The organism is Leifsonia sp. SIMBA_070, assembly GCF_046534635.1.
In the GTDB taxonomy this organism is placed as follows: Bacteria; Actinomycetota; Actinomycetes; order Actinomycetales; family Microbacteriaceae; genus Leifsonia.
This window is the reverse complement of the sequence record NZ_JAWRYK010000001.1, coordinates 1,336,442-1,357,351: the sequence shown is the minus strand read 5'-3', so window position 1 is coordinate 1,357,351 and position 20,910 is coordinate 1,336,442. Positions and strand designations below refer to the sequence as shown.

The 20,910-nt window shown below is 71.3% G+C and carries 19 protein-coding genes; 3 read left to right on the top strand and 16 right to left on the bottom strand.

Annotated elements, in window-relative coordinates:
* Nucleotides 1-18: 18 nt before the first annotated feature.
* A complete protein-coding gene (locus tag SB754_RS06330; protein WP_410781497.1) occupies nucleotides 19-1,023 on the top strand; it encodes an aldo/keto reductase family protein in 1,005 nt (334 codons plus the stop codon).
* Nucleotides 1,024-1,214: 191 nt separating this feature from the next.
* Here the strand turns inward: SB754_RS06330 and SB754_RS06325 are convergent, their stop codons facing one another.
* The 4 genes from SB754_RS06325 to SB754_RS06310 all read right to left on the bottom strand — a co-directional run bounded on the left by SB754_RS06325 (nucleotide 1,215) and on the right by SB754_RS06310 (nucleotide 3,589).
* The gene (locus tag SB754_RS06325) at nucleotides 1,215-1,919 is read right to left on the bottom strand and encodes a hypothetical protein (RefSeq protein WP_410781496.1); all 705 of its coding nucleotides are present in this window, start codon (nucleotides 1,917-1,919) and stop codon (nucleotides 1,215-1,217) included.
* Between the two features lie 52 nt (nucleotides 1,920-1,971).
* A complete protein-coding gene (locus SB754_RS06320) occupies nucleotides 1,972-2,292 on the bottom strand; it encodes a hypothetical protein (RefSeq protein ID WP_410781495.1) in 321 nt (106 codons plus the stop codon).
* Between the two features lie 135 nt (nucleotides 2,293-2,427).
* A complete protein-coding gene (locus SB754_RS06315) occupies nucleotides 2,428-3,201 on the bottom strand; it encodes a YidC/Oxa1 family membrane protein insertase (RefSeq protein WP_410781494.1) in 774 nt (257 codons plus the stop codon).
* An 82-nt stretch (nucleotides 3,202-3,283) separates the two neighbouring features.
* A complete protein-coding gene (locus SB754_RS06310; protein WP_410781493.1) occupies nucleotides 3,284-3,589 on the bottom strand; it encodes a DUF6412 domain-containing protein in 306 nt (101 codons plus the stop codon).
* A gap of 144 nt (nucleotides 3,590-3,733) precedes the next feature.
* Between SB754_RS06310 and SB754_RS06305 the strand changes: the two genes are divergently transcribed.
* A complete protein-coding gene (locus SB754_RS06305; protein WP_410781492.1) occupies nucleotides 3,734-4,396 on the top strand; it encodes an SDR family oxidoreductase in 663 nt (220 codons plus the stop codon).
* A gap of 10 nt (nucleotides 4,397-4,406) precedes the next feature.
* A complete protein-coding gene (locus SB754_RS06300; RefSeq protein WP_410781491.1) occupies nucleotides 4,407-6,128 on the top strand; it encodes a long-chain-fatty-acid--CoA ligase in 1,722 nt (573 codons plus the stop codon).
* Nucleotides 6,129-6,144: 16 nt separating this feature from the next.
* Here SB754_RS06300 and SB754_RS06295 read toward each other — a convergent pair whose 3' ends face one another.
* The 12 genes from SB754_RS06295 to SB754_RS06240 form a co-directional block, all read right to left on the bottom strand.
* A complete protein-coding gene (locus tag SB754_RS06295; RefSeq protein WP_410781490.1) occupies nucleotides 6,145-6,651 on the bottom strand; it encodes a PaaI family thioesterase in 507 nt (168 codons plus the stop codon).
* A 194-nt stretch (nucleotides 6,652-6,845) separates the two neighbouring features.
* Complete coding sequence (locus tag SB754_RS06290; RefSeq protein WP_410781489.1) at nucleotides 6,846-7,766, bottom strand: oxygenase MpaB family protein; 921 nt, start codon at nucleotides 7,764-7,766, stop codon at nucleotides 6,846-6,848.
* A gap of 10 nt (nucleotides 7,767-7,776) precedes the next feature.
* The gene (locus tag SB754_RS06285) at nucleotides 7,777-8,334 is read right to left on the bottom strand and encodes a YbaK/EbsC family protein (RefSeq protein ID WP_410781488.1); all 558 of its coding nucleotides are present in this window, start codon (nucleotides 8,332-8,334) and stop codon (nucleotides 7,777-7,779) included.
* A 12-nt stretch (nucleotides 8,335-8,346) separates the two neighbouring features.
* On the bottom strand, nucleotides 8,347-9,864 hold the full coding sequence (gene gatB / locus SB754_RS06280; RefSeq protein WP_410781487.1) for an Asp-tRNA(Asn)/Glu-tRNA(Gln) amidotransferase subunit GatB: 1,518 nt from the start codon (nucleotides 9,862-9,864) through the stop codon (nucleotides 8,347-8,349).
* Entirely contained in the window at nucleotides 9,864-11,411 is a 1,548-nt protein-coding gene (gene gatA / locus SB754_RS06275) for an Asp-tRNA(Asn)/Glu-tRNA(Gln) amidotransferase subunit GatA (protein WP_410781486.1), read from the bottom strand. Before gatA ends, gatB begins: the two co-directional genes overlap by 1 nt.
* Before the next feature lie 6 nt (nucleotides 11,412-11,417).
* Nucleotides 11,418-11,705, bottom strand: coding sequence for an Asp-tRNA(Asn)/Glu-tRNA(Gln) amidotransferase subunit GatC (gene gatC, locus SB754_RS06270; RefSeq protein WP_410783272.1), 288 nt, complete (start codon nucleotides 11,703-11,705; stop codon nucleotides 11,418-11,420).
* Nucleotides 11,706-11,823: 118 nt separating this feature from the next.
* On the bottom strand, nucleotides 11,824-13,653 hold the full coding sequence (locus tag SB754_RS06265; RefSeq protein ID WP_410781485.1) for an alkaline phosphatase family protein: 1,830 nt from the start codon (nucleotides 13,651-13,653) through the stop codon (nucleotides 11,824-11,826).
* A gap of 52 nt (nucleotides 13,654-13,705) precedes the next feature.
* Nucleotides 13,706-15,001, bottom strand: a complete 1,296-nt coding sequence (locus SB754_RS06260; protein ID WP_410781484.1) for an alpha/beta hydrolase — start codon at nucleotides 14,999-15,001, stop codon at nucleotides 13,706-13,708.
* 273 nt (nucleotides 15,002-15,274) lie between these two features.
* Nucleotides 15,275-17,533 (bottom strand): NAD-dependent DNA ligase LigA, encoded by a 2,259-nt coding sequence (ligA, locus tag SB754_RS06255; RefSeq protein ID WP_410781483.1) that lies wholly within the window; start codon nucleotides 17,531-17,533, stop codon nucleotides 15,275-15,277.
* A 90-nt stretch (nucleotides 17,534-17,623) separates the two neighbouring features.
* Nucleotides 17,624-18,265, bottom strand: coding sequence for a hypothetical protein (locus SB754_RS06250; RefSeq protein WP_410781482.1), 642 nt, complete (start codon nucleotides 18,263-18,265; stop codon nucleotides 17,624-17,626).
* A 126-nt stretch (nucleotides 18,266-18,391) separates the two neighbouring features.
* Nucleotides 18,392-19,492, bottom strand: a complete 1,101-nt coding sequence (mnmA, locus tag SB754_RS06245) for a tRNA 2-thiouridine(34) synthase MnmA (RefSeq protein WP_410781481.1) — start codon at nucleotides 19,490-19,492, stop codon at nucleotides 18,392-18,394.
* 210 nt (nucleotides 19,493-19,702) lie between these two features.
* Nucleotides 19,703-20,884, bottom strand: a complete 1,182-nt coding sequence (locus SB754_RS06240; protein ID WP_410781480.1) for a cysteine desulfurase family protein — start codon at nucleotides 20,882-20,884, stop codon at nucleotides 19,703-19,705.
* Between the last annotated feature and the right edge of the window lie 26 nt (nucleotides 20,885-20,910).

The following is a 20,910-nucleotide window of genomic DNA, read 5'->3' as shown; positions in this document are numbered from 1 at the left end:
CGGGATACGTTGGGAGTCATGGAATTCAGGTACCTCGGCAACAGCGGACTCAAGATCTCGGAGATCATCTACGGCAACTGGCTGACCCACGGCTCCCAGGTGGAGAACGACACCGCCACCCAGTCGGTGCGCGCAGCCCTCGAAGCCGGCATCACCACGTTCGACACCGCGGACGCCTACGCAAACACCGTCGCGGAGCAGGTGCTCGGCGACGCGCTGAAGAGCGAGCGGCGCGCCTCCCTCGAGATCTTCACCAAGGTCTACTGGCCCACGGGCCCCAAGGGCCACAACGACGTCGGGCTGTCGCGCAAGCACATCCTCGAGTCGATCGACGGATCGCTCTCGCGTCTGCAGACGGACTACGTCGACCTCTACCAGGCGCACCGGTACGACTCCGAGACGCCGCTCGAGGAGACGATGCAGGCGTTCGCCGACGTCGTCCGCCAGGGCAAGGCGCTCTACATCGGCGTCAGCGAGTGGACGGCCGACCAGCTGCGTGCAGGACACGCCCTGGCGAAGGATCTCGGCATCCAGCTCATCTCGAACCAGCCGCAGTACTCGATGCTGTGGCGCGTGATCGAGAAGCAGGTCGTGCCGACCTCGGCCGAGCTGGGCATCTCGCAGATCGTCTGGTCGCCGGTCGCACAGGGCGTGCTCACCGGCAAGTACAAGCCGGGACAGGAGGCGCCGGAGGGCAGCCGTGCGGCGGACCAGAAGGGCGGGGCGGACGCGATCCGCAGCTTCCTGCGGGAGGACGTGCTCACCGCCGTCCAGCGCCTGCAGCCGATCGCGGACGAGCTGGGCATCACCATGGCGCAGCTCGCCGTGGCGTGGGTGCTGCAGAACCCGAACGTCGCCGGTGCGATCGTCGGGGCCTCCCGCCCGGAGCAGGTGCAGTCGAACGCGGCCGCCGCGGGCGTGAAGCTGTCCGGTGACGTGCTCGCGCGCATCGACGAAGCCGTGGGCGACGTGGCGCAGACCGACCCGGCGCTCACCACCTCCCCCGCCAAGCGCCCCGCGTAACCCGCGCGCCGCCGGCCTCCCCTGTCCCTTTCGTCGAGGTGCACGCTGTTGCGCACTCGCACGGCGTGTCGACCGCAACGACGTGCACCTCGGCGGAGGAAGAGATCGGAACGGACCGCGGACCGGAACGGACAGGACGGGACGGGACGGGACGGGAGGGGACGGGACGGGAGCCCGGCGAGACCGGGCGGTCAGACGAGGGCGGAGACGAGAGGGCGCAGCCAGTCGCGGAAGGCGGCGGAGTCGCTCCGCAGGGTCGCGCTGATGGCGACGGTGTGCGGGCCGACGATCCAGGCGCCCTTCGCCGCCAGGGGCAGCACGTCGATGTCGAGCCGGAAGTAGCCGGCCTGCCTGCGGAGCTCGAACTCCCTGGCGTGCACCACCTCGACGATGTCCGCGGCGCGGCGCGCGTGCTGCTCCAGGCTCGTGGCGAGGTACTCCGCGTGTCGGGCGTCCGCCCATCCTGCAGCGGCGTCGTAGTGGGCGATGATGGCGTCCTGCAGCTCGATCGCGCGGTCGAACGCCTCGAAGTGCGGAGGCTGCAGCAGCGGGCCGGTGAGCCGGCGGTGCCGGTCGGAGGCCACCTCGAACCAGGCCTGCCACTGGCGTGCGAGCGCATCGCCCCGGTCTGCCCCGGTCGGGCTGCCGGAGCCGCCGACCCGCGATCCGGCCGAACCGGGCGAGCCGGCCAGCGGCGCCGGGCGGACGCGCATCCTGCCGTCGACGGGCTCGTTCCGATGCGCCCGCAGCACCGGCGCGACTGCCGGATCCAGCGGCGGCAGGGCGGGGCGCACCCGCTCCTCGAGGCCTGCCAGGTCACGCACGGCAAGGGCCATCAGCAGGTCCCACGGGCAGTCCTCCGTGACCTGCCATCGAAGGGTGCCCTCGACGAACATGCCGTCATTCTAGGTTCGCTCCGACCGCGCAGGTAGAGGTAGGCGAACCGGTTCAGTCGCCGACCGGCTCCTCCACCACCAGCAGCCCCGCCGGGATGACGGCGCGCTCGTACGGACCCCGGCCGTCGCGGCGGTGCTGCGGCTCGAAGAACGAGACCGTCCAGGTGGTGAACCCGTCGATCGGCCCGTAGACGTTGCGGAGGCTGCGGTCCCCGGGCGACACGATCACGCCGGTCGGCTCGCCCACCCAGTCGGAGGGCGACGCCTGCTCGGATTCGCGCACGTAGACCTGGACTCCGACGCCCAGCCCCGGCAGGCTCTTTCCGGGCGCCCCCTCGGCGGGACGCCCCTCCTTCGCTTCGCGCTTCCACATGCTCCCATCGTCGCATCCCTCGATGTGCACGAGCCGGGATGACGCCGCCGATCGAACTAGTGGTCCCGACACGCCGTCATCGCCCAGCGGCTGACGGCGTGTCGGGACGAGTAGATGCGAGGAGCGGCCGCATCCTCAGTGGGAGGTCGTCGGGCGCGTCGTGCCGCCGGCGCGGCGCGCCGGGTCGAGGAGGCGGCGCAGCGTCCACCGCTCGCCGACGGTCCACGCCGTCGACGTGAGGATGTACACCGCAGCCGCGAGCGGGACGAACGCCGCGAAGACGACCGTCACGTACGGCAGGAACGAGAGCGCCCGCAGCATCCCGGCCGGCGCCGTCGAGCCTTCCGGCTGCGGCAGCGTGAGCACCCGGCGGGACACCGTCGTGACGACGGCGATGAGGGCGAGCACGCCGACGTACACCAGCATCGCGGGCCAGACGCCCGCCCCCGCGCCGGTGAGGCCGACGAAGCTCGTGCCGAGCGGCGCGCCGAATGCGTGCTCGCCGAGGAGGGCGTTGGCGTGCCCTGCGATAGTCGCGTGCGTGAAGACCGCGTACACCAGCGTGATGACGGGGATCTGCGCCAGCAGCGGCAGCATCCCGGCGAATGGCGACACCTGCTCTGCGCGGTACAGCTCCATCGTCTTCTGCGCCAGCGTCTCGCGGTCGCCCGCGTGCCGGCGCTGGAGTTCGGCGAGTTTCGGGGCGAGTCGCCGGCGGCTGTACTCGGCGCGCACCTGGCTGACGCCGACAGGAAGGAGGAGGAGCCGGACGATGACCGTCAGCATCGCGACGGCGATGAGGCCGGCGAGGGTTCCGGCCACCGGTTGGATGGTGGCGGAGAGGCCGGTGACGAGCCCGTAGGCGCCGTCGAGGATGGCCGCAATGGGCGGCCAGGAGAAGAAGTCCATGAGTGTGTGTTCCCTGCGATTCGTCGGAGTGCGGACGCGTCTGACCGCGGCACCGACGTGGCCCTCGACGGGCTCGATGCGGCTACGCGATCGGCAGGGAGAGACCGGGCGCTCGGGGTCGCGGCCGGCCGTCGGCGTCGGGGTCGGCCTGGCTCTCGGCGAGCCAGCCGGCGACCGGCTCGACCGGGCGCGCCCACACCGCGCGCAGGCGCAGCGAGGCGGCCAGCGCGGCGACGGAACGGACCGCTGCTGCGGCGAGCACCGCCATCAGGCCCAGGGCACCGGCGACACCCGCGAGGGCGACGAAGCCGGCGGTGCCACCGCCCACGCCCAACGAGCCGACGACCGACGCGAGGGCGCGTCCGACGAGCTCGAGGAGGGCGTTCATGGTCTCGACCGTAACAGAGCCGGCACCCCCTGCCCAGAGCGTTCGCGACCGGCGGACGCGCGTGTCGGCCGCCGACACGGCCGCGGCGTGTCCTCTGCCGGCCGCAGACCAGCGCGAGCCGCCCTGCGGTGGAAGGATGGGGACATGACTCGAGTCGCGATCATCGGTGCCCACGGAAAAGTCGCCCAGCAGCTCATGCGGGTGCTCTACGACCTCGGCGACGACTTCGTCGGCGTCGTGAGGAACGACGAACACGCCGACGACGTCTACCGTCTCGGCGGCGAGGGCGTCCTGGTGGATCTGGAGAGGTCCGGCCCTGAGGCGCTCGCATCGGCGATCGCCGGCTGCGACGCGATCGTCTTCACCGCGGGCGCCGGTGCAGGGTCGGGCATCGAACGGAAACGCACTGTCGACTACGGCGGCTCGATCACGTCGCAGGCGGCGGCACGGCAGGCCGGCGTCCGGCGCTTCGTGCAGGTGTCCGCCTGGGGAGCCGACGCTCCAGTGGATGACTCCGATCCGGTCTGGAAGGCCTACGTCGAGGCGAAGCGCGACGCCGACACCGCCCTCCGCGACTCGGGCCTGGACTGGACCATCCTCCGTCCGGGCGGTCTCACCACCGACGAGGGCACCGGGCTGATCACCCTCGGCGACAGCGTCCCGCGCGGCAGCATCGCCCGGGAGGATGTCGCCCGGCTGATCGCGCTCGCGCTGCACGAACAGGCGACGATCGGCCACCAGTGGGAGGTCATCGGAGGCGACACCCCGATCGAGGACGCGGTGCGGTCGCTGGTCGCCTCCGCGTAGGCTTGCGCGCGTGACGACCGACAGTGTGACGAGCGATCCGTCCCCGTACAGCGCGAAGCCCTGGGTGTCCGGCTACGCGCCAGGAGTGCCCGCCGAGGTGGAGGTCCCGCAGGGTTCGCTCTCCCACCTGATCGACGAGTCCGTGCGCACGTACGGCAAGCACGTCGCGCTCGAGTTCTTCGGCGCCACCACCACCTACGCCGAGCTCGGCGAGCAGATCTCATGCGCTGCCGAGGGGCTCAGGAAGCTCGGCGTGGCGAAGGGCGATCGGGTGGCCCTCGTCCTCCCGAACTGCCCGCAGCACGTCGCCGCCTTCTACGCGGTGCTCCGGCTGGGCGCGGTGGTCGTCGAGCACAACCCGCTCTACACGCCCCGGGAGCTGCGCCACCAGTTCGAGGATCACGGCGCGACCGTGGCGATCGTCTGGGACAAGGTCGCCGCGACCGTCCAGGAGCTCCCGGCTGACCTCGGCGTCACGACGGTCATCTCGGTCGACCTGACCCGCGCCATGCCCGCCTCCAAGCGGTTCGCGCTGCGGCTGCCCGTGCCGGCAGCCCGGAAGGCCCGCGAGCAGCTGACCGCGAAGACGAGCGGCACCATCTCGTGGGACTCGCTGGTCGCCTCCCGCCGCATCAAGGCCTCCGCACCTCGGCCGGAGCGGGACGATCTCGCGCTCATCCAGTACACGTCCGGTACGACGGGCCTGCCGAAGGGCGCCATGCTCAGCCATGGCAACCTCACGGTGAACGCTGCGCAGTCCCGAGCGTGGGTGCCGACCATCGAGCGCGGCAGCTCCGTCGTCTACGCGGTGCTCCCCCTCTTCCACGCGTACGGCCTCACCCTCTGCCTGACCTTCGCGATGAGCATGGGCGCGCGCCTGGTCCTGTTCCCCAAGTTCGACCCCGACCTGGTCCTGGATGTGGTCAAGAAGCATCCGGCGACCTTCCTCCCCGCGGTCCCGCCCATCTACGAACGGCTGGTGGAGGCGGCGGAGAAGCGCACGGTGTCGCTGTCGGGAATCGAGATCGCGATCTCGGGAGCGATGAGCCTGCCGCAGGGCATCGTCGACCTCTGGGAGGGCGAGACCGGCGGCTACCTGGTCGAGGGCTACGGGCTCTCCGAGTGCTCGCCCGTGCTGATGGCCAATCCGGTCGGTGCGACACGGAAGCCCGGCACCGTCGGCCTGCCGCTCCCGAGCACGGAGCTTCGCGTGGCCGACCCCGACGACCCGTCGGTCGACCGGCCGTTCGGCGAGGAGGGCGAACTCCTCGCCCGCGGGCCGCAGGTCTTCTCGGGCTACTGGCGCAAGCCCGACGAGTCGGCGAAGGTGCTGACCGAGGGCGGCTGGTTCCGCACCGGCGACATCGTGACGATGGACGAGGACGGCTTCGTCCGCATCGTCGACCGGATCAAGGAGCTCATCGTCACCGGCGGCTTCAACGTCTCGCCGACCGAGGTGGAGGACGCACTGCGCTCCTTCCCAGGTGTCGCGGACGTCGCCGTGGTCGGCCTCCCCCACCGGCGCGGCGGCGAGGATGTCGTGGCCGCCGTGGTGATGGAGAAGGGCGCCTCCTTTGACGAGGAGGCGATGCGGGCCTACGCGCGCGACTGCCTGACGCCGTACAAGGTGCCGAAGCATGTCATCCCGGTGGAGGAGCTGCCGCGCTCCATCGTCGGCAAGGTGATCCGCCGGAAGGTGCGCGACCAGCTCCTGGCCGGGCAGACGAAGTAGGGGTCAGCCGCGGCCGTCAGCCGCCGATCGGGAAGACCAGCAGCGACCCGGTCGCCGTCGCGACCGTCTTCCCGGACGCATCCGTGATGACCCCGTCCGCGAAAGCGACCCGGTTGCCCGGCTTCGTCACTGTCGCCGTGCAGGTCAGCTGCCCGCTGTGCGCGTAGACCGGCCGCAGGTAGTTGACCTTGATCTCGATGGACGTATAGCCCAGGCCCTGCGCGAGCGTGGACTGCACGGCGCAGCCGAGGGCCGAGTCGAGGAGGGTGCACATCAGGCCGCCGTGCACGGTCCCGATGGGGTTGTAGTGCGACTCGTCCGGCTCGCAGACGAAGGTCGCGGTTCCCGTGTCGGCCGAGACCAGTGTCATCCGCATGAGCGCGGCGATGGGAGGCTGCGGCAGCTCTCCGCGGATCATCGCACGGAGGTAGTCGAGTCCGCTCATCGTCGGCATCACCGCGACGCCGGGCGCCGGGTCCTGCCAGGCGACGGTCCGGCTGCGCTCGCTCACGTCTTCCTGCATGGCCCCATCCTGTCGCATCCTCCGCTCGACGGCCTCCGCGATCCCACATTCGTGACGAATGTGCCCTTACGCCGCCCCAAACCCCACATTCGTCACGAATCGGCCCCGGTAACATTCGTGACGAATGTGCCCTTACGCTGCTGGTGAGGGCGGATTCGTCACGAATCGGGGCTCGCCGGGAGGTGAGCGACGAGTCAGGCGGCGGCGAGCCGGGCGAGGCGGCGGCGAGCAGCGAGCTCGGCCTGGGTCTGCGGGCCGAGGAGGACGCGCGCGCCGCTCAGCACCGCTCCGGTGGCCGCGTGGAGGGGCAGCATCCGCTCCAGCGGGGTCGACGGCAGCCCGAGGAGCTCGCGATGGCGCGGCTCCAGCGTGGACACGGCCGCGCGGAACACGATGCGGTACGACGGCCGCAGCATCCGTCGCAGGGGCGCACGGCGGATGAAGCGGACGATCTCCTCCACCTCCGGTCCCCCGCGCAGCTCCCCGGCGTCGGTGACGGCGTCGATCTCCGCTCGCAGGGCGGCGGCGGACCGCGGCGGCTCCGCGACGCCCATCAGCTCCCCGGCCTTCGCCCACTCGGCGACGTACCCGTCCGCGCCTCCCGGAAGGGCGCCTCCCCAGTGCTCATGCGCTGTCAGGAAGGCGTCGGTGAAGGCGAGATGCACCCACCGCGCCAACTCGGGGTCGTTCGCCGAGTACGGGCGGGTCACCCCGTGTCCGTCGATGTAGCTGCCCGTCACCCGGCGGTGCAGCGACCGCACCATCTCCGAGCCGGCGACCGCCTGGCCGCGGCTGCCGAAGGTGACGGTGTGGATCCACTGGATCGTGCCGGCCAGCCTGCCCAGCGGATCTTCCAGGAACCGCGAGAAATCGCGCACCCCCGCCAGCGCCCCCGGGTGGAGCGCCTGCAACAGCAGGGCGCGCACCCCGGCGACCAACGTCGGCATGCCGCCGTGCACCGCCCACGCGGCGCTGTCCGGCGCGAAGAAGCCCTCGTCCTCGCCGTCCTCCAGCCGCAGCACCCACGCCGGGACCTCGTCCGACCGGCCCGCGAGGGTCTCGATCAGGCGGGAGCGGAGCGGTGTCAGCACCCGGTCGACGGCGGTGCCCGTCATCGGCGGCGGCTCATCCTGTCACCGCTTCGAGCCCGAGGCCGTCGATGACCTGGGCGGACGGGAGCTCGCCGAGCAGTCGTCCTGGAAGCAGGATCTTGGACCGACGGACGCCGGACCCGATGACCACCACCTCCGCCTGCGGGACGCGCGCATCCACCAGCACCGGCCACAGGTCGGGCAGCCCGATCGGGGTGATGCCGCCGTACTCCATCCCGGTCAGCTCGACCGCGCGCTCCATGGGCAGGAACGACGCCTTGCGGACGTCGAGCAGCCGCTTCACGGTGCTGTTCACGTCGGCGCGGGTCGTCGAGAGGACGACGCACGCGGCGATCCGCTCCACGCCCTCCCGCTTGCCGGCGACGACCACGCAGTTCGCCAGGTGCGCCGCGTCCAGTCCGAACACCTCGCGGGTCGCAGCGGTGTCCGAGATGTCCGGGTCGATCTCCACGACGCCGACCTGGTCCAGCCAGCCGAGCGCCTCCAGCGCGGCGAGCGTCGGCGCAGCGAGCAGGTCGGTCCGCGACGACGCGGGAGCGGAGGTGAGGCCGCCGAGAGTGAACACGCCCATGGATGTCCTCCGCTACTCGGCGGTCGCGCTCGCGCGCTCCAGGACCAGCTCGCGGACGCGGGCCGCGTCGGCCTGACCGCGCATCGCCTTCATGACGGCGCCGATGACCGCACCGGCGGCCTGGACCTTGCCGTCGCGGATCTTCGCCAGCACGTCCGGCTGGGCGGCCAGCGCGTCGTCGATGGCGGCGATCAGAGCGCCGTCGTCGGAGACGACAGCGAGGCCGCGGGCGTCGACGACCTGCTGCGGGCCTCCCTCGCCGGCGATGACACCTTCGAGCACCTGGCGCGCCAGGCGGTCCGTCAGCGTTCCGGCGTCGATCAGGGAGGCGAGCTCGGCGACGTGCTGCGGGCTGACCAGGGTGCCTGCCGGCACGTTCTGCGCGTTCGCGAGTCGGGCGATCTCGCCGGTCCACCACTTGCGGGCGGCGGCGGGGGTGGCACCCGCGGCGATGGTCGCCTCCACCTCGTCGAGCAGGTCGGCGTTGGCGACGTCCTGGAACTCGAGCGCGGTGATGCCCCACTCCTCCATCAGGCGCTTGCGGCGGAGGGACGGCTGCTCCGGCAGGGTGCCGCGGAGCTCCTCCACCCACTCCCGGCTGGGGGCGACGGGGACGAGGTCCGGCTCCGGGAAGTAGCGGTAGTCGTCGGCGTCCGACTTGGGCCTGCCTGCGCTGGTGGTGCCCGTGTCCTCGTGCCAGTGGCGGGTCTCCTGCACGATCGTGCCGCCCGCCTCGAGGATGGCCGCCTGACGCTGGATCTCGTAGCGCACCGCGCGCTCGATGGAACGCAGGGAGTTGACGTTCTTGGTCTCGGTGCGGGTGCCCAGCTGGTCGGACCCGCGGCGGCGGAGGGACACGTTCGCGTCGCAGCGCACGTTGCCCTCCTCCATGCGGGCGTTGGAGACGCCCAGGGCCTTGACGATGTCGCGGATCGCGCGCACGTAGGTGCGGCCGACCTCCGGAGCGTCCGCCTCGGCGCCCTCGATCATCTTGGTGACGATCTCGACCAGCGGCACGCCACCGCGGTTGAAGTCGACGAGCGAGTAGTCGGCGCCCTGGATGCGCCCGGTGGCGCCACCGACGTGCGTCAGCTTGCCGGCGTCCTCCTCCATGTGGGCGCGCTCGATCTCGACCGTGATCTGCCGCCCGTTCTCGAGCTCGATCGTGACCGAGCCGTCGTGGGCGATCGGCTCGTCGTACTGGGAGGTCTGGAAGTCCTTCGCGAGGTCCGGGTAGAAGTAGTTCTTCCGGGCGAAGCGGCTCGACTCCGCGATGTCGCAGCCCAGGGCGAGACCGAGGCGGATGCTGGACTCGATGGCCTTCTCGTTCACCTGCGGCATTCCGCCCGGGAGGCCGAGGCAGGTCGGGCAGGTGTTCGTGTTGGCGCCGGAGCCGAACTCGTTGGCGCAGCCGCAGAACATCTTGGTCTTCGTGTTCAGCTCGACGTGGACCTCGAAGCCGAGGACCGGCTCGAACAGCTCGAGGGCCTTCTCGTAATCCATCAGTTCCGGGGCAGTGGCCTTCGCCATCAGACGGCTCCCTCTTCGCTTGCGAACATCTCGGTGGCGCTCAGATCCGGCGCCTGGCTGAGCAGCGTGCCGCCCCACTTCTCCTCCAGCAGGCGCTCCAGCGCCGCGCCGAAGGTGTAGAGGCGGGCGTCCGCGCGGGCGGGCGCCATCAGCTGCAGGCCGACCGGCAGGCCGTCCTCCGGGGCGAGGCCGATCGGCAGGCCCATCCCGGGCACACCGGCCAGGTTGGCCGGGATGGTGGTGATGTCGTTGAGGTACATCGCCATCGGGTCGTCGATCTTCTCGCCCAGCTTGAACGCGGTCGTCGGCGCGCTCGGGCTGACCAGCACATCCACCTTCTCGAACGCCGCCGAGAAATCGCGCTGGATCAGCGTGCGCACCTTCTGCGCGCTGCCGTAGTAGGCGTCGTAGTAGCCGGCGCTGAGCGCGTAGGTGCCCAGGATGATGCGACGCTTGACCTCGGGCCCGAAGCCCGCGTCGCGGGTGGCGGCCATGACGCGCTCGACGGTCACCGGGGCGTCGGACGGGTCGACACGGAGGCCGAACCGCACCGAGTCGAAGCGGGCCAGGTTGCTGGACGCCTCCGCCGGGAGGATCAGGTAGTACGCGGACACGGCGTACTCGAAGCTCGGCGCGCTGACCTCGACGATCTCGGCGCCGGCGGACTCCAGCAGGGCCAGCGACTCGTCGAAGCGCTGCTTCACTCCGGCCTGGAAGCCTTCTCCGGCGATCTCGCGGATCACGCCGACGCGGACGCCGTCCAGGGCGCCCTCACGGAGCCCGGCACGCGCAGCATCCGCCATGGACGGCCAGGTGTCGGTCAGCGACGTCGAATCGAGCGGGTCGTGGCCGCCGATCACGTCGTGCAGGAGGCCGGCGTCGAGCACCGAGCGGGAGACCGGGCCGACCTGGTCGAGCGAGCTGGCCAGCGCGATGGCGCCGTACCGGCTGACGCCGCCGTAGGTCGGCTTCACGCCGACCGAGCCTGTGACGGCCGCGGGCTGGCGGATCGAGCCGCCGGTGTCGGAGCCGAGGGCGAGCGGCGCCTCGAAAGCGGACACGGCAGCGGCCGAACCGCCGCCGGAGCCGCCGGGGATGCGCTCCAGATCCCACGGGTTCCGGGTCGGGCCGTAGGCGGAGTGCTCGGTGGAGGAGCCCATCGCGAACTCGTCCATGTTGGTCTTGCCGAGCGGCACCAGGCCCGCCTCGCGGAGCTTGCGGACGACGGTGGCGTCGTACGGCGGGATCCAGCCCTCGAGGATCTTCGACCCGGAGGTGGAGGGCATGTCCTGCGTGGCGAGGACGTCCTTGATCGCGATCGGCACGCCGGCGAGCGGTCCGAGCGGCTCGCCCGCTGCGCGGCGGCCGTCGATGTCGGAGGCGGTACGGAGCGCTGCGTCACCGGCGACGTGCAGGAAGGCGTGGACGTCGGCATCCACCGACTCGATGCGGTCGAGGTGGGCGCGGACGGCCTCGACGGAGGACACCTCGCCGGCGGCGAGCTTCGTGGCGAGGTCCGAGGCGGAGAGACGGGTCAGATCGGTCATCTCGTCTTACTCCTCATCCAGGATGGTGGCGACCTTGAAGCGGTCGCCCTCGCGTGCCGGAGCGCCGGACAGCGCCTGCTCGACGGTCAGCGAAGGACGCACCTCGTCGCTGCGGAACACGTTCGTGAGCGGCAGCGGGTGGCTGGTGGCGGGGACGTCGGGGCCGGCCACCTCCTGGACCTTCGCGACGGACTCGACGATCTGGCCGAGCTCCTTCGTGAGGCTCTCGAGCTCTTCCGGGCTGAGGTCGATCCTGGCGAGGTTCGCCAGGTGCGCGACCTGTTCGGCGGTGATGTCGCCTGCGCTGGTTTCAGACAAGGGTGGGTCTCCGTGGGATTCGGTGAGTGAGTGGCGGGCTTCGCACTGCGAACCGCCCCTTCGATTCTAGGGCGCGGACTCCGGGGCGAGGAGTCTAGGGCGTGCCGAAGAGGCCGCGCCCCAGCCGGGCGACGGCTTCGTAGGCCTCCTTGTACGTGCGGGGCACCGCTGTTCCCGGAGGGGCGTAGCGGGCGATGAGCAGACCGGCGAGGCCGACGCCGGGCGGGCTGAGCGGCCGGTCCTCGTCCTGCGGGGCCGGGGCGTCGGCCTCCGGGTTCGCCGGGAGGTACTGCGGGTGCGTGTCCGGCCAGGTCCCGGGCTGCCGGGGGGTCGACCGGTTCACGGCGTTGTCGATCGTCCGCGCTCCCCTGTCGCGCGCTGTCAGGTGCTTCAGGCCGAACTTGCGGCAGAGGGTCGCGATGACCGCGCCGTGGTGCATCCCGTCGTGGATGATCGTCGAGCGCTCGGTGTAGGCCGAGATGGCGATCGCGGGGACGCGGACGCCCAGGCGGTCGAACCCGAATCCGTTCTCGCCCGGTCCGCTGTCGTCCGGCGGCGCCGCCGGCCCGGGCGGTACATGGTCGTAGGTGCCGCCGTGCTCGTCGAAGGTGACCAGGAGCATCGTGTTCAACGCGTTCGAGCCCTTCGCGCTGCGCGACGACCGGATCGCCGAGTAGATGCGGTGCAGCAGCAGGTCCCCGGCCCGTACGTCGGAGATGGCGCCCCCGACGACGACGTCGCCGGCGACCTCCTCCTCGGTCATCGGTCCGCCTGGCGGGTGCATGTCGTTGTGGTCGTAGAGCAGTCGCGGCTCGACGAAGGCGTAGTCGGGCAGCGTCCCCTCGGCGACGTCGGCGTAGAACTGCGTCATCGTGCGGAAGTGCGTCTTCCAGTACGGCTGAAGGGCGGGCGCGTGGATGAAGCCGGTCAGCGAGATCAGCTGGCGGTCGTCGAAGTAGACCCGCCAGCTCCGGCCGGCCTCCTGCAGCCGGTTGAAGATGGTCGGCGCGTCGTTCTTCGGGTCGAACCACTTGCCGAGACCCTCGGCCCCGGCGTTGTCGACGTAGCCGTGCGAGGTGGAGGCGTGGAAGAACGAACGATTGCAGAACGTCTGCGACGGCACAGCACAGTGCCACGCGTCGTAGACCGCGAACTGACGCGCCAGCGTGGAGAACACCGGAAGCATCTCCGGGCTGAAGCCTCCCATCACCCGCCGGTAGTCGTCGAGCGCCGGCTCCCGGCCGGTGTCCTTGCGCAGCACTCCCAGGTAGTCGCGCACGAAGCCGCGCATGGTCGGCTTCGCGCCCGGCTTCGGGGCGTTGTAGGGAGGCTGCATCTCACGGACGCGGGCATCCGCGTTGGAGGGCGGGTCGACCACGTCGAACAGCTGCGTGTTCACGTGCGGGTAGACCTCGCCGGGATCGGGTGAGGGCTGACGCATGACGAAGTCCGTCGTGCCTTGGTAGATGTGCGACGGGATGTCGGGGCCGCCTGCCGGATCCGGATTGCTGTGGTCGCCGAACGCCAGGCCCTCGAAGCGCGCGCCCTTCGGGAGATTCTTCGCGTCGTACAGCTGGCCGAGCAGGTTGTCGAAGGAGCGGTTCTCGTACATCAGGACGACCAGGTGGTCGAAGCCGGCGCCTCCCGCGCGGGGCGGGAGCGGCGGGTACTCCTCGCCTGATTCACTCGCGGTCGGTGCGCTCCGACCGGCGCTGGCCCCCAGCGCAGCACCCGCTGCTCCCCCGGCGGCGCCGCCGGCGACCGCTCCCGCCGCGACGAGACCTGCGCTCTTCAGGAACGCGCGCCGGCTCGACCCTCGTCGACCCGCCTCATCCGTGGGACCCGCCTCATCCGTGGGACCCGCCTCATCCGTGGGACCCGCCTCATTCGCGGGTTCGGGGGAATGCTCGTCGTCCAGTGGCATCCCCTCCATTATGGGCGGCGCCGCCGACAGCCGGTGCGGGACGAGCCGCGATTCAGTGGGCGGCGGCCGCCTGCGTCGACTGCTGTGGCGACCCGTCCCCGGTGAGCACCAGGTCGCCACGGTCGATGCCGATCATCGAGAGGTTGCGCATGCACTCCGTACCGGCGGTGAAGTAGGCGTTGTGGCCGGAGGATCCGCTGAGGTCCGCTCCGGTGAGCGGGTCCACGGCGCCGCTCACGCCCATCTTCTTCGCCCCGTACGAGGGAGAGCCGGGGTCGCTGCCGAAGAAGGCGCTGTCCACGACCGGGTCGAGGGGGGCCTCCCCCACGAAGACGTTGCCGCCGGTCACAGAGAGACCCGCCACCGACTGAGCGGTGCTCCCCGGCGATCCCATCAGTGCGAGCGCGTCGACCGTCACCGAGTGTCGTTCGAGCGCCATCAGTGCCGCCGTCGAGCCGTAGGAGTGGGCGAAGACGCTGAGGTACGGCTGATCGGAGGTGCGCAGAGCGCGGATGCCCTCCAGGGTGCGCTCCAGGCTGTCAGCGCCCTGCGTTGCGAGCGCCGTGGAACCGATGTTGGTGAGCACCGGGGTCTGATAGCCGATCCAGGCGACCACCGCGACCCCCGGCGCCCCGCCGTTGCCACGCGGGCCGAGGAACCGCCGCAGGAAGCCGGTCTGCAGGTCGTACTGCTCCTGGGCGACCTTTGCCCAGTCCTCGATCTGCTCGCCCACCGACATGTACATCCCCGGGACCAGCACGCTGACGTACGACGCCGTGCTGAGGTCGCCGACGACGATGGAGGCCTTCGCGTCGGCCGAGGGGTCGAGCGAGACGAGCGTCCGGTGGACGCCGTCGTGCTTCGAGAGGGCGGCGGAGACGTTGTGGAGCGTCTCGAGCTGACGCTGCAGCGCGACGCGCTCGGTGCGACCGTGCTCGGACTTCAACCGGGTGGTCACCCGCGACACGGTCTGCGAGAGGTCGAGGGAGTTCGCCCGGCCTCGCACGGCGTAGGGCACCCCCTCCAGGTTGCCGATGACGTGAGGGGCGGCCTCGATGAGCACCTTCTGTTTGGCCGGGTCGATGAGCTTCCACATCCGGCTGACGTCGGCGGGCGCCGGTGACTGTTTCAGCAGGTTCTCCAGCTTGGCGCGATTCGCGTCGATGAAGGACGGGAGGGCGGAGGCGTCGATGCCGGCCATGGCGCCGAGCACCGACGCGGAGGCGCTCCCGCCGGTCGGCGCGGTCGGAACGTCCGCCCCGTACGACGCCGCTGCGTACGATGCGGGCGAAATGGCCGTGGCGGCCGAGACGGGAGCCGCGACGGAGACGGATGCCGTCTGCGGCATGTCCGCAGGCAGCACGAAGGCCCCGGTCAGTCCGGAGACTACCGAGGTAACAGTGAGAACAGCTGCAAAGCCGACCAGCACTCCGTCCGGGTCCCTCCGAGAGCGAGCGAGCTAAGCCCTTGCGCAGTGCGCCCGGGGGAGCGCACGTTTCGACTCTACCCATGAATGGGTGGCGGACGGCGGGTCGTTCTACCCCCGATTCAGGGGGAGAATTCGGATCCTGTCCACGAGATGACGGACCGGTTTCGGCGGGTTTCGGCTCCTCAGCACTGCTCAGGCGTCGAGAGCCGCCGGACCCTGCTCGACGAGCGTCTTGAACTGGGCCGCGTCCAGGATGCGCAAGCCGAGTTCCTCCGCCTTGGCGAGCTTGGACCCGGCACCCGGTCCAGCAGCCACGAAGTCGGTCTTCTTGGAGACGCTCGAGGCCGCCTTCCCGCCGGCCGCGATGATCGCCTCCTGGGCGCCCTCCCGCGTGTAGCCCTCGAGGGAGCCGGTGGCCACCACGGTCAGCCCGGCGAGGACTCCCCCGGTGTCGTCGGCGCGACCGGGTCCTGGGTGGCCCGGCGTGGCGAACTGCACGCCGTCCGCGGCCCAGCGCTCCACGATCTCCCGGTGCCAGTCCACCTCGAACCAGGCCAGGACGGCGTCGGCGATGATGCCGCCAACGCCATCCACCGCGGCGAGTTCATCGCGCGACGCGGAGCGGATCGCGTCGAGCGACCCGAAGTGGCTGGCGAGCGCCCGGGCGGCGACCGGACCGACGTGCCGGATGTTCAGCGCGACGAGGATGCGCCACAGCGGCTTCTCGCGCGCCGCCGAGAGATTGCTCAACAACTCGACGGCGTTCTTCGACGGAACGTACAGCTCGCTCCCTGCGAAGCCGTCCGCTTCGGGGTCGAGCGGCCCATCCTTCTTCTGCCGGCGACGGCGGAACGGAGTGTCTACCTTTTCGTCCCCCGAATCGGACAGTTTGGGCAGCCCGGTCTCCGAATCCCGCACCACGACCTCGATCGGGAACAGGTCGGCGAGCGTCAGTCCGAACAGTCCCGCCTCGGTCGGCAGCGGCGGCTTCTCAGGGAAGCGGGGCTGAGTCAGTGCCGCAGCAGCAACCTCGCCCAGAGCCTCGATGTCGAGCGCCCCGCGGGACCCGATGTGCTCGACGCGACCGCGCACCTGCGCCGGGCAGAACTCGGCGTTCGGGCAGCGCAGGTCGATGTCGCCCTCCTTCGCGGGAGCAAGCCGGGTGCCGCACTCCGGGCAGTCCTCGGGCATGACGAACTCACGCTCGGAGCCGTCGCGCAGCTCGACCACCGGGCCGAGCACCTCGGGGATGACGTCGCCGGCCTTGCGCAGCACCACCGTGTCGCCGATGAGCACGCCCTTCGCCTTCACGACCTCCTGGTTGTGGAGGGTGGCCTGGCGCACCTCGGAGCCGGCGACCCGCACCTTCTCCATCACCGCGAAGGGCGTCGCCCGGCCGGTGCGGCCCACGCTCACGACGATGTCCAGGAGCTTCGTGTTGACCTGCTCCGGCGGGTACTTGTACGCGATCGCCCAGCGCGGGGCGCGGCTGGTCGCACCGAGCTCGTCGTGGAGGGCCAGCTCGTCCACCTTGATGACGATGCCGTCGATCTCGTGCTCGACGGCGCCGCGGTGGGCGCCGTAGTACTCGATGAACTCGTCGACCTTCGCGACGTCGTCGACGACGCGATAGTGCGTCGACGTCGGCAGGCCCCAGCTCTGGAGCAGCTCGTAGACCTGGGACTGCGCGGCCACCGGCGGATTCTGCCAGGCGCCGATGCCGTGGACGAGCATGTGCAGGCGACGCAGCCGGTTGCGCATCAGCTCCAGCTGCGCCCGGTTCTTGCCCTCCGCCTTCTGCCGGAGCGACCCGCTCGCGGCGTTGCGGGCGTTCGCGAACACGCGCTCGCCGGCCTCCTGCTGGTGGGCGTTCAGCTCTTCGAACTCGGCGACCGGGAAGAAGACCTCGCCGCGCACCTCGACGAGCTCCGGCGGATCATCGGTCGCGAGGCGTGCCGGGATGGCGGGGATCGAGCGGATGTTCTCGGTCACGTCCTCCCCCACCACGCCGTCGCCACGGGTGGCCGCGGAGACGAGCACGCCCTTGACGTAACGGAGGTTGATGGCGAGCCCGTCGATCTTGAGCTCGCAGAGGTAGTCGACGCGGCGGCCGGCGTCGCGCTCGACCCGCGCCGCCCAGGCCTCGAACTCGTCGAGGGAGAAGACGTTGTCGAGGCTGAGCATCCGCTCGGCGTGCTCCACGGGCGCGAACAGGGTCGTCTGTGCGCGGCCGCCGACGGTCTGGGTCGGGCTGTCCTGCGACTGCAGCTCCGGATGGAGGCGCTCCAGCTCCTCCAGCCGCCGCATCATGCGGTCGTACTCCTCGTCGCTGACGAGCACGGTGTCGCGCTCGTAGTACGCATCGCGCAACTCGAGGATGCGCGTCGTCAGCTGCTGCGCCTCGGCCCGCGCATCGGCGGACTGGTCGTCGGTCGTCGTCTCGATCGCCACGGGTCCAGCTTATTCGCGACCTCCGACGCCGGCCGGTCAGACGCCGCCAGGTCCGTCAGCCCTCCAGCCCTGCAGCGGCAGCCAGCCGTGTCAGGCCGTCGCTGCCGCGACCGGGATCGACCGGCGGCTGAGCAGCGCCGCCACGAGGAAGCAGGCGGCGCCGAGGAACGTGCCCAGGTTGGCCCAGAGCAGGCTCACCACATCCCCGGTCGACGGCAGGATGTACGCGCCGATCGCGGACAGCCCGAACAGCACCGAGCCGGCCAGGTTCAGCCAGGTGGCCCGCCACGTCCGGGCGAACGAGTCCCACAGCCCCTCGCGCTCCACGGTGGCGGCGACCGCGAAGCCGCTCGCGACCAGGAAGCAGATGGAGCCGAGCGCGTCCGGGCGCCAACCGGTGCCCACGTGCGCGTCGCCGTTCACCGCGAGGATGAGCGCGTCCGTCGTGCTGACGTTGAAGAACAGCGTCCCGACGAACTGCACGGCCGCCGCCCACCAGTCGTTGCGATCGGGCCGGCTGCCGCCGCGCCGGGGCGGCCGCCGACCGCTCAGCGCCAGCTGGATGAGCGCGGCGGCCGTGAAGAACAGCGCGCCGACGAAGAAGGTCAGGTCGGTGACCACGATGCCGACCGCGCGCTGGTACATCGGGACGGCGCCGACCAGGAAGCACAGCGAGCCGATCGCGAATCCCCACGCCTCGCGCCGGAGCCGGATGGTACGCGCTGCCGCCATGCCCAGAGACTAGGGCTCCCGGAGGGTGCGCGGCAGTGCGGGATTCCGCGGACGGGATTCCGCGGACGGGGCCCGGCGGCGGGTCGCTGTCGCGTGACGTCGGGTCGGCGTCCGGCCGCCGCGGTGTCAGACGGGGACGGCCGAGACCGTGCGGTCGATCGTGGTCTGGCCGAGCACACGCGTGCCGACGTAGACGACGGCCGTCTGGCCCGGAGCGACACCGTTGAGCGGAACCTCTGGCCGCACGACGAGCTCGCCACCAGCCACGCGCGCCACGGCGGGCACAGGGTCGGCGTGCGCACGGATCTGCACCTCGCAGGCGAACGCGGTCTCGGGATGCTCGGGAGGCAGGCCCGCCCAGGTGTAGCGGGAGCCGGCGATCTCGGCGATGTCGAGCGCCTCGCGCGGACCGACGACGACCTGGTTCTCCTTCGGCCGCACCTCCAGCACGAACCGCGGGCGGCCGTCCGGGGAGGGGTATCCCACGTTGAGACCCTTGCGCTGGCCGACCGTGTAGGCGTGCGCGCCCTCGTGCGAGCCGAGGCGGTTGCCTTCGCGGTCGACGATGTCGCCCGTCGCGGTGCCGACGCGCTCGGCGAGCCAGCCGCGGGTGTCGCCGTCGGGGATGAAGCAGATGTCGTGCGAGTCCGGCTTGTTCGCCACGCTCAGGCCGCGTGCTGCGGCCTCGGCGCGGACCTCCGCCTTCGACGGCGTCGCCCCGAGCGGGAACATCGCGTGCGCCAGCTGCTCGGAGGTCAGCACTCCGAGGACGTACGACTGGTCCTTCGCCCACGCGCTCGCGCGGTGCAGCTCGCGGTTGCCGTCCTCATCCGTCACGATGGCCGCGTAGTGACCGGTGCAGACGGCGTCGAAGCCCAGGTCGAGGGCCTTCTCGAGGAGGGCCGCGAACTTGATCCGCTCGTTGCAGCGCATGCACGGGTTCGGGGTGCGACCGGCGGAGTACTCAGCGATGAAGTCGTCGACCACGTCGAGCTTGAAGCGCTCCGAGAAGTCCCAGACGTAGTACGGGATGCCGATGATGTTCGCCGCGCGCTGCGCATCCATCGAGTCCTCGATCGTGCAGCAGCCGCGGCTCCCGGTGCGCAGCGTGCCGGGCATGCGCGACAGTGCGAGGTGCACTCCCACCACGTCGTGCCCCGCCTCGACGGCGCGCGCCGCCGCAACCGCGGAGTCGACTCCCCCGCTCATCGCCGCCAGAACTTTCACCCGACGATTCTACCCGCCGCTCCCTCCGCCTCCGCTCCGCTCCCGCCCGCCCGCCCGTCGCTCGCGCCGATTCGTGACGAATGTGCCCTTTGGAGGCGCGAGAACCCCGATTCGTCACGAATGTGGTAAGAGGCGCGAGCGGCGCGATTCGTGACGAATGCGGGCTCAGGAGGCGCTAGAGACCCGATTCGTCACGAATCGGCGCGCGGGTCAGCGGCCGAGGCGGGTGGTCCGCTCGGCGAGGCCGGCGCGGGAGGCCTGCGCGTAGGCCGAGGGGAGCGCGGCGAGCAGCGCATCCACGTCCTCCTCGGTGGAGGAGCGGCCCAGCGTGAACCGGAGGGCGCTGCGGGCTTCCGTCTGGTCGCGGCCCATCGCCAGCAGTACGTGCGACGGCTCGGGGATGCCCGCCTGGCACGCGGACCCCGTCGAGACCGACAGCCCGGCGAGGTCCAGCAGGAACAGCAGCGAGTCGCCCTGCGCCCCGGGGAAGGTGAAGTGCGCGTTGGAGGCGACCCGCTCTCCCGATGAGGGCTCCGGACCGCTCAGCACCGCCTCCGGCACGGTCGCCCGGATACCGGCGATCAGCCGGTCTCGGAGGCCTGCGAGCCGCGCCGACTCCGCCTCCCGCTCCTGCTCCGCCAGCCGCGCGGCGACGGCGAACGACACCGCGGCCGCCACATCCTGCGTCCCGCTGCGCACCTGCCGCTGCTGCCCTCCGCCGTGGATGAGCGGCACGACCGTGGAGGTGCGGCTCAGCACGAGCGCGCCGATGCCGACAGGCCCGCCGATCTTGTGCGCGGAAACACTCAGCGCGTCCACCCCGAGTGCCCCGAAGTCGAGCGGCAGGTGCCCGTAGGCGGCGACCGCATCGACGTGGACGGGGACGCCGGCCTCCCGGGCGACAGCGGCGAGCGCCCGCACCGGCTGGACCGTCCCCACTTCGTTGTTCACGGCGAGGAAGGTCAGCAGCGCGGCATCCTCTCCCGCGAGCGTCTCCGGAACGGAGATGCGCCCCTGCTCGTCGAGCGGAAGCCATGAGACGTCCGCGCCCTCCGACCGTTCCAGCCACTCCACCGTGTCGACCGTCGCGTGGTGCTCCCCACCGGGCACGAGGATGCGCGGCCGGCGACCGCCGTCGTTGCGCGCCCAGTACATCCCCTTGATCGCGAGGTTGATCGCCTCCGTCCCTCCGGACGTGAAGACCACCTCGATCGGGTCGGCGCCGAGCGTCGCCGCGACCGTCTCGCGCGCCTCCTCGAGCATCCGCCGCGCCTGCTGGCCCTGGCTGTGGATGCTGGAGGGGTTGCCGACGACGCCCATGGCCTCGGTGTAGGCGGCGATCGCCTCCGGGCGCATCGGCGTGGTGGCGGCGTGGTCGAGGTAGACCGGCACGGTGCCCTCCGAAGCTGTGTCCAGGC